Here is a 12890-nt window from a genome sequence, read left to right on the forward strand (position 1 = left end):
TTCCAACCACTCCGCCCCCCACCCCGCGCGGGGGGGGGGGGGGGTGGCCGGGGGGGGGGGGGGGGGGGCGCCCCGGGCCCCCCCACCCCGGGGGTCACTTCGTCTGGTAGACGCCGAAGACGTCCAGCACCAGGTCGGCGTCCTCGTGGCCCTGGTTCCAGAAGGTCATGACGCCGTGGTCGCCGTCGCTCGCCTGGACCAGGTTCGGGACGGTGTCGCCCGTCGTCCAGTTGAGGGTGGAGGAGACGGGGCGCGGTCCGGCGGGTGCGGCGGGCTCGCCCGCCGCAGGCAGCGCGTAGGGGCTCGGGGCGACCGAGAGGAATCCGGTGCCGCGGGTCTCGGTGACGGTGGCGTTCAGCACGTAGGCCTCGACACCCGTCGCCGCCTCGGGTGTGAACCCCTGCGTGATGTGCTCCCGGGCCCGGAACCGGCCGCCGGGCCAGCCGTACGCCTCCTCGCGGGTGTCGAGCGTACGGAAGGGGGTGAAGGGCAGGAAGGCGGCCTTGCTGTCCGGGCTGTAGTAGCCGACGACGTCGACCACCACGTGGGTCGGGGACCAGGCCCCGTTGAAGATCTTGATCGTGCCGTCCTCCGCCACCGGCACGATCACCGCGTTGGCAACGGTCTGTCCGGGCACGAAGTTCAGGTTCGACGCCGTCGGGACCGGCCCGGTGCCGGAGGAGGCGGTCATGTGGCCGGGCCCTTCGGGTTCTGTCACCGTGACGTTCAGAGCCACGGCCTTGATGTTCTGGGGAACGCCCTGCAGTCCGCCGATCCCGGTGGTGAACGCGCTGCGGGCGGCGAGCTTTCCGGGGGCCGTGCCGACGCCCTCACGGGTGTCGACGAACCGGGCGGGCGTCATCGAGGTGTAGCCGCTCGCCGAGGCCCGGGTGAAGTAGCCGGTGACGTCGGCGATCAGGTCGACCGGCTGCCAGCCGCCGTTGAAGAGCTCGACGTACCCGTCCTCACCGACGGGCACGATCACCATGTTCGGGACGGACCGGCCCGCCGTGTAGTTCAGGTTGGAGGTGTTCGGGCGGTCGTAGCCGGCTCCGGGCCACACGGTCACGTGGCCGCTGTCGACGGTCTCCGTGGCGGTGACGTTGAGGGCGACGGCGGTGACGCCCGCCGGGACGGAGGCGTTGCCGGCCACCTTGACGCGGGCGGAGCCCTGCCCGGGGACCTTGCCGACCGCGGCGCCGGTGCCGTTGCGGGTGTCGAGGAGGCGGGTCGGGGTGTGCGGGGTGAAGTCGGCGCCGGGGGTGAGGAACGCCCCGCCGTTGGCCGCCTCGACGGCATTGGCCGTGTCGGTCACCTTGACCTGCACCTGGTACTCGCCGGACTTGTCGTAGGTGTGCGAGCGGTGCAGTTCGTAAGTGCCCTGGGCGGTGAGCGTGTCGGTCTTCCCGTCGCCCCAGTCGATGACGATGTCGAGCGCGAAGTCGGCGCTCGTGATCAGGGCGGTGAGCTCGATCCCGTGCGCGGTGTAGCTGGTGCCGCTGACGTCGACCGCGAGGGCCGGGTTGGCCCCCGCGTCGAGTGCGGCGTGCTCGGTCGGTGCGGCCTGCGCAGTCTGTGCCTTCTGTGGTGCGGCGGTTTTGGCGTTCGCCTCGGCCTTCCCGTCGGTGGCGGTGGGCAGGGTGGTACGGATCGTGCGGTCAGCGGGGCTGTGGAAGCCCTCGGACGTGGACGCCTCGGCGATCGCCTCGGCCACGCCGGCCGCGACAGGTACGGGATCCGCTGCCTGCGCGATGCCCGGGATGATGCCGAGACCGGCCGCCACGAGGGCAGCGGTCATTACGAGTCGGTGGTTGCGCACCGGCCCCCCAGTTGTGGTGATGAGCGAAGAGGGGCCACCGTATGGAAGGTTCCGGCCAAGGGTCGCGGGGTTCTGGCACGATTCACTCCATAGGGGCCAACGCTTTACCGACTGTGCGGTTTGCGATCGACAGAAGTGCGTCTGCCGATCCGTAGAGGCCGCCGACTCGTTCTGGCGTTCGGGGCGGGCAGGGGGCCAGGGACTCAGGCGTGGCCGTGTGCCATCAGGGCTGTGTGGGGCAACGCCAGCACACCGTCCAGGGTGTCGCAGCGGACGCCCGTCAGGGCCACTCACCGAGTAACGCGGCAAGGCCCTGTACGGCGCGCCGCTGCGCTGCCTGGTCCCAGTTGGCGTGGCGCCGCGCGGTCCGCGCTGCCGGCCATGGAGCCGAAGCTGAGGCTCTTCGACGAGCGCACCCCGCCCTCGACCCGGAGTTGGCCGGTGACGCCCTGGACGTCCTTGACGTCGTGCGCGACCTTGCCGGGCCACCCGCGCAACGTACTGGGCAAGGCAACGCCCAGCACGACCGGACGAAGGCATTCCTCTCCAAGGTGTTGTGAGGGAGGAAGGGAGCGCGGACAGCCGTCCACGCCCTCTTCCGGTGTCCTCCGGCTGCAATGCCGACGGGATTTGAACCCGCGAGACGGCTGGGGGCAGGTCCGCCCCTTCCCCATCAGTCGCCGTGGGAGGGACCTCGCCCACGGCGATCGCATTGGACCGCTCTGCCACAGCACCGCAGCCTGCGGGAACGCGCGCGCTCCCGCTGCGGCCAAGAGTAGAGACGTCGTTCTCCGCGGACGAACCCTTTTCGAGGCACCGGCGCCGGCTCCGTTCAAGTGCGATCGGATATACGTCCGGAATCCTGTGCCGGGTCGGCGGTACCGCCTGCTCGGCCGGTCAGCGTCTCGCCCACTCGGCTGCCTTCCGCAGTACGGCGCCACGACCCCGGTCCGGTACGGTCCACAGGGCTTGACCTCGGATGCCCCAGCGCTTCAGGAGGGCGTTCGCGGCCAGGAAGCCGGTCGTGGCCGCCCGTTCCATCAGTGCGACCGGGAGGCCGGTGCGGACACAGTCGCCGGCCACCATCAGGCCGGGGTCGGATGTGTGGACGGTGGGGCGGTCGGCGTAGCCGCCCACGGGGAACAGCGGGCAGTCCTCACGCCATTCGTGCCGGGCGTCGACGACCGTGGCGGCGCGGGTCTCCGGGTACACGCGGTGGAGTTGCTCGACAAGGTGCCGCTGCTCGGCGGTGCGCGCAGCGCGCGGGTCCACCGCGTAGGCGTGGAGTTCCACGACGGATCCCCCGGTGCGCGCCGCCCAGCGGGCCGCCTCGTCCTCCCAGCGCTCCAGCACGCTGATGTTGTCGAGGCCGCCGAATCCGCTGGTTCCCAGGAATCCGGGACGGTCGGGGGCGACAGGCCGGTCCAACCACAGCCGGGTGACCAGGAAGGGCGGGGCGGATCGCAGGCGCGCCACGCGCTGCCGCCAGGCGGGGTCGCCCAGCCGTTTCGAGCGGGCGGCCAGGGATCGCAGGCCGGGGGCGTCCAGGGCGAGCACCACGGCGTCGTACCGGTGCTCGTCGCTGCCTCCCGCGACATCGAACCCGCCGCCGCCGGCCGGTGTGACGTGCTCGACGGGACTGCTCGTCCGCACCTCGGCGTCGTGTCGGTCCAGGTATCCGGCCAGGGGCTCCCACAGCGCCGCCGGATAGGCCGAGCGCGGCACGTCGAAGAGCAGGCCCTCGGCGGAACCGAGGAAGTAGATGTGGAACATCAGTGCCATCTCGGCCGCCGACAGCTGTCGCGGGTCGGCGAAGAAGCTCCGGGAGAACACCTCGAACGCCAGGTGCCGGGCCTGTGCCGGGAAGCGGATGGCCTCCAGGAAGTCGTAGGCGCTGATGTCGTCGAGGCGGTGGTACACGTCGGGGACGCGGACGTCGAGCAGCGCCAGCGCGCGGACCGGGTCCATGGCGGGCAGGTCCCGCATCCGGAAGGAGGGGCTGAGCGCTGCGAAGCCGAGGGCACTCCACGGCGGGGTGCGCGGTACGCGCCGGAAGCTGTCGCGCAGCCCGTCGGCGTGCAGGAGGGGGTAGTCGGGGAGTCCGGTGAGGCGTGCCAGGGCGGGGTCGGTTCGCCGCAGCAGGCCCCGCAGGTTGTAGTACTGCCGGAAGAACGCGTGGAAGCCGCGGCTCATCGTCACGGTGGTGCCGTCGCGCAGTCGGGTCGGCCACCCGCCCGCCCGTCCTCCGAGGTAGGGCTCGCGCTCGTACAGGGTCACCGCCACCCCGCGCTCGGCGAGGGCGGTCGCGGCGGCGAGGCCGGCGATGCCCCCGCCGACCACGGCGACCGTGTGCCGGCCGGTGGCGTGAGGGGTTCCCCGGTGCGCCGGCAGGACGCGGGCTCGCCGGTCCCGTCCGCGGCGCGCCGCGGACGGGTGGTGTGCGGGGCGGGTCATCGGGGGTCCTGCCCGCGTGAGGCCACGAAGGTGTGGGTGATGCCCGTCTGCCAGCCCGGCAGGGGCAGGGCGCGCACCCGGTCGAAGCCTGCCTCTGCGATGCGGCCCGCGAATCGGTCGGCCTGGTCGAACCGGACGACGCTGTGCCACAGGTGACGGTACAGCGGCCCGTCGCCCAGCAGGGTCGCGGCGGGCTGGACGACGCCGCGGCACACGAGCGTCCACACCGCCCGGTCGGCGCGGCGGCCGCTGAGGCTGTACTCGTGGACCCCGAGCCGTCCGCGCGGTCGCAGCACGGTGCGGACGGTGCGCAGGACGGCGTCGGGATCGGAGACGTTGCGGAAGAGGTAGGCGGCGAACACCGCGTCGAACGGCCCGTCCACGCCCGCGGCCGCGAGGTGCTCGGCCGGTGTGTGGACGAAGCGGACGCCGTCCGCCCAGGGCTTGGCCGTGGCCCGGGCCAGCATGCCGGCCGAGGCGTCCACGGCCGTGATGGCGGCGGCCGGGAGGACCCTGCGGATCGCGGCCGTCGAGGCTCCGGTGCCGCAGCCGAGGTCCAGTACGCGCAGCCCCTCCCCACGGCCGGGCAGGCCGAGGCGGCGCACCGAGCGGCGCAGGTGCGCGTGGTAGCCGGGATTCGCGGCCACCAGGGCGTCGTAACTGCGGGACGCGTGGTCGAACGCGGCGGCGAGGTCCTCGTCGCGCAGCACTGTCATGCGGTCTCCAAAACTGGTGGGCGGGGGGCGAAGAGGGTCGGGCGGGGCGGAAAGGAGGTCAGGGGAAGGCACGGCGGGGCAGTCCGGGCAGCTCGACGGCGGTGCGCAGCATGGGTCCGACCGGGGCGTGCCGGCCGACGGCCAGGTCCTCCAACAGGCTCGTGCGCCCGTCGAGGAAGCGCAGCAGCCGGACCGCTGGTACGCGGGTGAACAGTCGGCAGAACAGTTCGGGGCCGTCGACGCGGCCGCTGTCCAGGGCGCGCAGGAGTACGGAGTCCATGGCGCGGGCCCGCACGGAATGCGCGGCCGGGGGTACGGGGCTGCGGCCTTGACGCAGCGCGGCGGCGACGGCCCGTGTCTGGCGCTGGAGTCCGGCGAAGGTGTAGCCGGTGGACGGGCGGGTCGCGCCGCCGGCGGCGCCGAGCCGGAACACCGACGTGCCGACCCGTCGCGGCATGGGAGCGTCCGTCATGGGGATCACACCGGTTTCGGCCGCGACGATCTCGATGTCGCCGAGGGAGAGGGACAGGACGTCTGCGGTGTAGTGCCGCAGAGCCGCCTCGTAGCCGCTCGCCGTCAGGACGCGCGGGGAGAACTCCGTGTACTCCACGAGGGCTTCCCGCGGGCTGGTGGGCAGGACGTAGCCGAAGGAGAGTCCGGAGGCGGGCTGGGGCGTCCGGAAGTCCATCAGTTCCGCGGTCCCGGGGTCGAACGCGGGGTGGGCGGTGCGGACGAACCAGCCGTGGAAGTGCTGCAGGAGGGTGGTGCGGGCGGCCGGGTGGCTCCCGAGGGGGCGCGAGTCGAACACCCAGCGCGCCTCCAGGGCGAGGGCGCCGGCCGGGCCGCCGGGCGGGGTCGTCAGCACGCGGGCCCCGGCCCCGGCGGGGATCTCCTCGACGGTGTCCACGGTCGCTTCCAGGCGGCGGACGTTGGGGCTGCGGGCGAGGTCCCGCGACACCAGGGACTCGAAGTCGTCGGAGCGGATCATCTTGTACCGCAGCGGTGCGATGTCCGCCTCGACGGCTGGGCCGACGGGCGGTCGTACCCGCAGGTGGCGCCATTGTGAGCGCACCGCGGCATCGAAGCGGCCGGGGCCGGACTCCCAGAAGCACCACGTGCGCGGCCTCGGGCGCAGCGGGCCGGGCGGAGCGTCGATGAGGACCACCGACGGGGTGAGGCTCCCGGGCACCGCGGGCAGGTGTCCGCTCAGCCGGTGGGCCAGCGACAACCCGGCGGCTCCCGCTCCGATCACCGCCACGTCCGCCTTCAGCACGGCTGCTCCCTCCATCCGGTTCCGCGGGCACGCACCACGTGGTGATTCCTGCCCCGGCGCCGGATCGGATGCGGTCATGGCCCGCGCGTCACCTGGTCAGCCGCGTCCGCATGATGGCATTCATGCATGAATCGGGCATCTGCGCCGAACCGCATCCGTATCACGGGAAGGGACCGAAGACCCGAGACAGCGATCGCAGCCACGACGAAAGGAACCGGGATGCGCCCGATTCAGGCGAAGGAGCCCTCTGCGGCCGCGCCGTCGCCCGTCCCCCGCCTGACGGCTCCCTCGGAATCCTCGCCGCGGCCGGACCGGCCGGACCGGCCCGACTGGCCCGACGCGGCGGACGCGGCCGACACGGCGGACGCCCGCACGGCGTACGCCACGCAGTCCCCGACCGGCGGCGGCGTCCCGGCGGCCGACGCCGTCGACGCGGACGTCCCCGGCGCCGTCGGACGCGCGCTGGAGCACGTCCTGGCCGGCCGGCTCGCGCGGGCCGGGGTGCTGGACGCCCTCTTCGCCGCCGAACTGGCCGGACGCGTCGCACGCTTCACGCGGGAGGGCGGCAAGCGCACCCGCTCGCAGCTCCTGTGGTGGTCGATGCGCGCCTGCGGCGGAAGGGACCGGCAGGCCGTCGCCGCGACCCTGCGCATCGGGGTGGCGCTCGAACTGCTCCAGACCTGCGCCCTGGTCCACGACGACCTGATGGACGGATCAGCCCTGCGCCGCGGGCGGCCGACCTTGCACGCAGATCTGCGCGACCACTACGCCACTGCCGCGCCGGCGGACCGCGCCGCCCGCTTCGGGGAGGCGTCCGCGGTCCTCGCCGGAGACCTGGCGCTCGCCTGGGCGGACGACGTCGTGGCGGAGACGGCACTCGATCCGGCCACGGCGACCATGGTGCGCGAGGTGTGGAGCGACATGCGCACCGAGATGGTGGCGGGCCAGTTCCTCGACCTCCAAGGCCAGCTGACCGGATCACGCTCCCAGCCACAGGCACTGCGCGCCGCCCACCTCAAGAGCGCCCTGTACTCGGTCCAGCGGCCCCTCGCATTGGGGGCGGCCATGGCGGGCGCTGACGGACGCACCACGCGGGCGCTGTGCTCGGCAGGGCGGTGCGTCGGCATGGCCTTCCAGTTGCGCGACGACCTCGACGACATTTTCGGCGACCCCTACCGGACCGGCAAGAGCTGCGGAGACGACATCCGCAACGGAAAGCCGACCTATCTGGCCGCGCTGGCGCTGGCACGCGCCGAGGCCACGGCCGACCGACCGGCCATGACGGTACTCGAACGGGCGCTCGGCAACGCGGACCTCACGCCCGCCGGCCTCGACGAGGTCCGCGACGTCCTGGTACGGACCGGCGCCCGACAGGCGGTCGAGACGAAGATCGCCCGCCTGTCGGCCCGGGGCCTGCGCCACTTCGACGGCGCCCTCCCCGACACCGGTGCCAAGGCCCGCCTCCGAGGGCTGCTGACCGCCGCGACCGCCTCCCGAGCCGCGGACGGCCCGCCGCCCGACCGCGCACGTCCCGCACCCGCCGCACCCGCCGTGCCCGCAGATGCCTCCACCGCGCCGGAGACCCGGCGGTGACGCGCACCGTGCGCGGCCGCACCGACCACGTGGTGGTCGTCGGAGCCGGTCTCGCCGGCCTGTCGGCTGCCCTCCACCTGCTGGGCGCCGGTCGCCGGGTGACCGTCGTGGAAGGGGGCGATCTGCCCGGCGGGCGGGCCGGACGCCTCGATCTGAACGGCTACCGCATCGACACCGGCCCCACCGTCCTGACCATGCCCGACCTCGCCGACGAAGCCTTCGCGGCGGTCGGCGACAGCCTGTACCGGCGGGTGGACCTGGTCCCACTGCACCCGGCCTACCGGGCGTCGTTCGCGGACGGCAGCACCCTGGAGGTGCACACCGACGGCGAGGCGATGGCCGCGGAGGTCGAGCGGTTCGCCGGTGCGGGTGAGGCGGCGGGCTATCTGCGGCTGCGCGCCTGGCTGGAGCGGATCCACCGGGCCCAGATGCGCCGCTTCATCGACGCGAACTTCGACTCCCCCCTCGACCTGCTCACCGGTGACCTCGCCCGGCTGGCCGCGCTCGGCGGCTTCGGCCGGATGGACCGGCGCATCGGCGGCTTCCTGAACGACGAGCGGCTGCGGCGGGTCTTCACCTTCCAGGCCCTCTACGCGGGCGTGCCGCCGGCCCGGGCCCTCGCCGCGTACGCCGTCATCGCGTACATGGACACGGTGGCCGGGGTGTACTTCCCGCGCGGCGGCATGCACGCCCTGCCGCAGGCGATGGCGGACGCCGCCGCCGACGCGGGCGCCGAGCTGAGGTTCGGCGAGCCGGTGACCCGGCTGGAACGCTCCGGCGAACGGATCACCGCCGTCGTCACCGCGAGGGACCGCATCCCGTGCGACGCGGTCGTCCTCACCCCCGACCTACCGGTCGCCTACCGGCTCCTCGGCCGCCGTCCCGCCCGGCCGGTGCGGCTGCGGCACTCCCCTTCCGCGGTCGTACTCCATGCGGGCACGCGCCGCACGTGGCCGCTCCTGGCCCACCACACGATCTCGTTCGGCGCCGCCTGGCGCAGCACCTTCGACGAACTGACCCGGCACGGGCGGCTGATGAGCGACCCGTCCCTGCTCATCACCCGGCCGACGGCGACCGACCCCACGCTCGCCCCGCCGGGCCGTCATCTGCACTACATCCTCGCGCCCTGCCCCAACACCCGGATCGGGCCCGGCGGCGCCGCCTGGGGCGAACTCGGTCCGCGCTACCGGGCCGAGCTCCTGAGCGAGCTGGAACGGCGCGGCCTCGACGGCATCGAGGCGGCCATCGAGGACGAGGCCCTGGTCACCCCGGCGCATTGGCTGGGCCAAGGCCATGCCGCCGGCACTCCCTTCTCCGTGGCCCACACCTTCCTGCAGACGGGGCCGTTCCGGCCGCGCAACCTGGTCCGGGGCACCCAGAACGCCGTCCTCGCCGGCTGCGGCACCACTCCCGGCGTGGGCGTGCCCACCGTACTCGTGTCGGGAAAGCTGGCGGCAGCGCGGATCACCGGCACATCCCGGCGTCCCTCCACGCACACCAAGGGGGCGACCCGTTGACCGCACGAGAACTGGACGCCGCGGGCATCACCGACCCGGTACTCCGCGCCGCGTACCACCGGTGCCGGGAACTCAACGCGGCGCACGGAAAGACCTATTTCCTGGCCACCCGGCTGCTCCCCGCCGAACACCGGCCCGCCGTGCACGCCCTGTACGGCTTCGCCCGGTGGGCCGACGACATCGTCGACTCGACCGATGCCGGCACCCACCCCGGCACCGCCGCCGGGCTGCGGGGGGCCCGGCTGGCAGCGCTCCAGCAGCGTCTGCACAGCGGATTGCGCCGGCAGAGCAGCGACGAACCCGTGGTATTGGCCCTCGCCGACACCGCCCGCCGATACGCCATCGATCACCGCCACTTCCACGACTTCATGACCGCGATGCGCTCCGACCTGACGGTGGCGGACTACCCCACCTACGCCGACCTGCAGGCCTACATGCACGGCTCGGCCGCGGTGATCGGCCTGCAGATGCTGCCGGTGCTGGGCACGGTGGTGCCGCCCGAGGAGGCCGAGCCGCACGCCGCTGCCCTCGGCGTGGCCTTCCAGCTCACCAACTTCCTCCGCGACGTCGGCGAGGACCTCGACCGCGGGCGCGTCTACCTGCCGGCCGACCTGCTCGCCGCGCACGGGGCCGACCGGGAGCTGCTGCACCGCTGCCGGGACACGGGCCGTCAAGACCGCCGCATACTGGCCGTCCTGAGGGAGTTCGAGGCACTCACCCGCCGCGTCTACGACGACGCGCGACCCGGCCTCGCCATGCTCGCCCCCGTTTCCCGGCCCTGCATCCGCACCGCGTACGTCCTGTACGGGAGCATCCTCGACGCAGTCGCCCGGGACGGCTACGCCGTGCTCCACCGCCGCGCCGTCGTCCCGCGCCGCAGACGCGCAGCGGTCGCGGCCGACGGCCTGGTCCGGCTGGCCGCTGCCAGGCTGCGCCACCGCCGGCGGCCGGCTGCGGCGCGCAGGCCCCTGCCCCCGGCTCCCGTGCCGCCGGCTCCCCCTGCCGACCCGGCCCGACCGGTCTCGAAGGAGATCGCGTGAATCCCCAACCGTCCGCACGCAGGCACCGGCTCCCCCTCTCGCTGCGCCGCGAGCCCGTTGCCTGGGAGCGGCAACGCCCGACGTGGCGCGACGCGAGGCCGAGCCTCATCGCCGAGGCGTTGAAGCGGGCGCAGGCCCGCCCGTCGGGGAACTGGTACGTCGTGGGGGCGACCGCCGACCTGAGCCGGGACCGGCCCCTGGCCCGCACGGTGGCCGACCACGAGGTGGTCGTCTGGCGCGGCGCCGACGGGCGGCTCCACGCGGGACCCGGTGTCTGCCCGCACCTCGGAGCGCCCCTCGCGGAGAGCCCCGTCCGGTGCGGGACGCTGGTGTGCCACTGGCACGGACTCGCCCTCGACGGTTCTGCGTTCGCCGGGTGGGAGCCGCTGCCCGCGTTCGACGACGGCGTCCTCCTCTGGGTCCGCCTGGACGAGGTCGGCGGGGAGGTGCCGCTGGACGCACCCGTCGTACCGGGCCGCCCGGCCCCCGCCCACGGGCTGACGGCCGTGTACGAGGGCACCGGGGTCTGCGAACCCGAAGACGTCGTCGCCAACCGTCTGGATCCCTGGCACGGGGCCTGGCTCCACCCCTATTCATTCGTGGACCTGACGGTGGTCGGCTCACCCGGCGCGGACGGCGGCCCGGACTACTTGGAGGTCGAGGTCTCCTTCAAGGTCGCCGGCCGGATCGTGGTGCCGGTGCGGGCGACATTCGCCGCGCCCGGGCCCCGGACCGTCGTCATGCGGATCACCGAGGGAGAGGGCGCGGGCTCGACCGTGGAGACCCACGCGACCCCGCTCGGTCCGGACGATCGAGGCCGTCCGCGCACGGCGGTGATCGAAGCCGTCGTGGCCGCCTCCGACCGCCCGGGCTTCGCGTTCGTACGGCGGGCCGCCCCGCTGCTGCGCCCGGTGATGCGCGCCGCGGCTGCCCGGCTGTGGCGCGACGACCTGGCCTATGCCGAACGCCGCTGGCACCTGCGCTCTACGGCCCGGTTGCCGGGCTGAGTCGAGCCCGAGGCCCTCGTCCGGCACGCGACCGGGATCTGCTCGTTCCTTCTCCCTACAGGAGGACCGGCAGCGCCTCCAGGCCGCGCATCAGCCGAGTCTGCCGCCATCGCAGATCCTCGCCGGGCACGGCGAGCCGTATCGCGGGGAAGCGGGTGAGCAGCGCGCGCAGTGCGATCTCGCCCTCGGCCCGGGCCAGCGGGGCGCCGAGACAGCGGTGGATTCCGTGCCCGAAGGCCAGGTGCGCGGTGGCTTCACGGGCGAGGTCGAGCCTGTCGGGGCGGGCGAACGCGGCGGGGTCGCGGTTCGCCGCTCCTGGCGCGATGAGAACGGGCACGCCCGCGGGGATGTCGGTACCGCCGAGGGTGAGGGCTTCCGTGCTGTGGCGGAAGGTGGCGATGGAGACGGGAGAGTCGAAGCGAAGCAGTTCGTCGAGGGCGGTCGGGATGAGTTCGGGCGCTTCCCGCAACCGTGCGAGCGCATCAGGATGCTGCATCAGCGCGAGGAGGGCGTTGCCGATGAAGTCGGTCGTCGTCTCGTGCCCGGCGACGAGCAACAGCACGGCGAGTGACACCACTTCGGCTTCGGTGACCTGGCCTTCGCCGCTGCGGACGAGCAGGTCGTGGAGGAGTCGCCCGTCGGGGGTGCTGCGCTTCGATGCCACGAGTTCGGCCATGTAGCCGGCGAGGGAATGCGAAGCGGAGTCGATCCGATCGGGCCGGCCGGCGGCGAACAGGTCGTTCGACCACTGGGCGACCATGCTCCGGTCGCCGCCGGGAACTCCGAGGAGTTCGCAGATCACCGTGACGGGCAGCGGGACGGCGAGGCTCGCCACCAGATCGGCCTGCCCGCCCGGTTCCCAGTCGGACAGCAGCTCGTCGACCACGTCGGTGATGTAGGGGCGCAGCCGGGCCACAGGCCCTGCGGTGAAGGCGGGCCCCACGGCCTTCCGCACTCGGGTGTGCTGCGGAGGGTCGGTGGCCAGCATGCTCCGAGAGACCGCCGGGTGCAGGTTGCGCCCCGGAGGCCGGCCCGCGAAGAATCGGCCGGTGTCCTTCGAAAGCCGGGGATCGGTGAACGCCTCCCGCGCTTCGGCGTAACCGGTGACGACGTAGCTGTAGTGCCCGTCGGAGCCGGTCGGCACCTTCTGGACGGGGGCGGCGCCACGCAGCTCGGCGAACGTCGGGTAGGGGTCCTGGAAGAAGCTCGGGTCCTGCAGTGGGTTGGTCATACCCCTGAGGCTGCCAGCAGGAGCCGGCAGCACGCAGTCGGCGTCGCGCGGTTCGGGTCCTCCGCACGGGGCGGCCCTTTGGCCGAGGTGCAGGGGCCCGGATGGCGGGTCGGCGCGTCGGCTGGCAGCCTGGATGTGAAGCCGTAACGGCGGGCCGTGCCATGGCCGCCCCTTGCGCGACGTGGCACACCTGCGCCGACGGAAACCGCAGTTCGTGTTCGCGGGAGGTGGTCCTCCTTG

General features: G+C 73.6%; 9 protein-coding genes and 1 tRNA gene. 4 read left to right on the forward strand and 6 right to left on the reverse strand.

Translation table 11 applies throughout. The features are described 5' to 3' along the window. Positions 1–94 precede the first annotated feature (94 nt). From ACZ3X1_RS34625 to ACZ3X1_RS34645, 5 genes are all read right to left on the reverse strand, one after another. Entirely contained in the window at positions 95–1798 is a 1704-nt protein-coding gene (locus tag ACZ3X1_RS34625; RefSeq protein WP_467283133.1) for a PKD domain-containing protein, read from the reverse strand. Between the two features lie 636 nt (positions 1799–2434). Then, positions 2435–2554 (reverse strand) — tRNA-Gly (locus tag ACZ3X1_RS34630). Positions 2555–2716: 162 nt separating this feature from the next. Then, on the reverse strand, positions 2717–4273 hold the full coding sequence (locus tag ACZ3X1_RS34635; protein WP_467283135.1) for an FAD-dependent oxidoreductase: 1557 nt from the start codon (positions 4271–4273) through the stop codon (positions 2717–2719). Next, on the reverse strand, positions 4270–4989 hold the full coding sequence (locus ACZ3X1_RS34640; protein ID WP_467283137.1) for a class I SAM-dependent methyltransferase: 720 nt from the start codon (positions 4987–4989) through the stop codon (positions 4270–4272). Before ACZ3X1_RS34640 ends, ACZ3X1_RS34635 begins: the two co-directional genes overlap by 4 nt. Positions 4990–5047: 58 nt before the next feature. Continuing rightward, a complete protein-coding gene (locus ACZ3X1_RS34645) occupies positions 5048–6262 on the reverse strand; it encodes a lycopene cyclase family protein (protein WP_467283140.1) in 1215 nt (404 codons plus the stop codon). 219 nt (positions 6263–6481) lie between these two features. Between ACZ3X1_RS34645 and ACZ3X1_RS34650 the strand changes: the two genes are divergently transcribed. Genes ACZ3X1_RS34650 through ACZ3X1_RS34665 form a run of 4 tightly spaced genes read left to right on the forward strand, consistent with a single transcriptional unit; the run spans position 6482 to position 11419 of the window. Further along, entirely contained in the window at positions 6482–7855 is a 1374-nt protein-coding gene (locus tag ACZ3X1_RS34650; protein ID WP_467283143.1) for a polyprenyl synthetase family protein, read from the forward strand. Continuing rightward, positions 7852–9372, forward strand: coding sequence for a phytoene desaturase family protein (crtI, locus tag ACZ3X1_RS34655; protein ID WP_362634456.1), 1521 nt, complete (start codon positions 7852–7854; stop codon positions 9370–9372). The genes ACZ3X1_RS34650 and crtI overlap by 4 nt, the downstream gene beginning before the upstream one ends. After that, a complete protein-coding gene (locus tag ACZ3X1_RS34660; protein WP_467283150.1) occupies positions 9369–10412 on the forward strand; it encodes a phytoene/squalene synthase family protein in 1044 nt (347 codons plus the stop codon). The genes crtI and ACZ3X1_RS34660 overlap by 4 nt, the downstream gene beginning before the upstream one ends. After that, complete coding sequence (locus tag ACZ3X1_RS34665) at positions 10409–11419, forward strand: DUF5914 domain-containing protein (protein WP_467283154.1); 1011 nt, start codon at positions 10409–10411, stop codon at positions 11417–11419. The genes ACZ3X1_RS34660 and ACZ3X1_RS34665 overlap by 4 nt, the downstream gene beginning before the upstream one ends. 55 nt (positions 11420–11474) lie before the next feature. Here the strand turns inward: ACZ3X1_RS34665 and ACZ3X1_RS34670 are convergent, their stop codons facing one another. Next, on the reverse strand, positions 11475–12650 hold the full coding sequence (locus ACZ3X1_RS34670; protein WP_467283158.1) for a cytochrome P450 family protein: 1176 nt from the start codon (positions 12648–12650) through the stop codon (positions 11475–11477). Positions 12651–12890: the final 240 nt, after the last annotated feature.

Source organism: Streptomyces sp. NPDC023541 (assembly GCF_055559995.1).

Coding starts and splice junctions, on each gene's coding strand:
- ACZ3X1_RS34635 (WP_467283135.1), bottom strand. CDS start 4,273: ATGACCCGCCCCGCACACCACCCGTCCGCGGCGCGCCGCGGACGGGAC.
- ACZ3X1_RS34640 (WP_467283137.1), bottom strand. CDS start 4,989: ATGACAGTGCTGCGCGACGAGGACCTCGCCGCCGCGTTCGACCACGCG.
- ACZ3X1_RS34670 (WP_467283158.1), bottom strand. CDS start 12,650: ATGACCAACCCACTGCAGGACCCGAGCTTCTTCCAGGACCCCTACCCG.
- ACZ3X1_RS34650 (WP_467283143.1), top strand. CDS start 6,482: ATGCGCCCGATTCAGGCGAAGGAGCCCTCTGCGGCCGCGCCGTCGCCC.
- ACZ3X1_RS34625 (WP_467283133.1), bottom strand. CDS start 1,798: ATGACCGCTGCCCTCGTGGCGGCCGGTCTCGGCATCATCCCGGGCATC.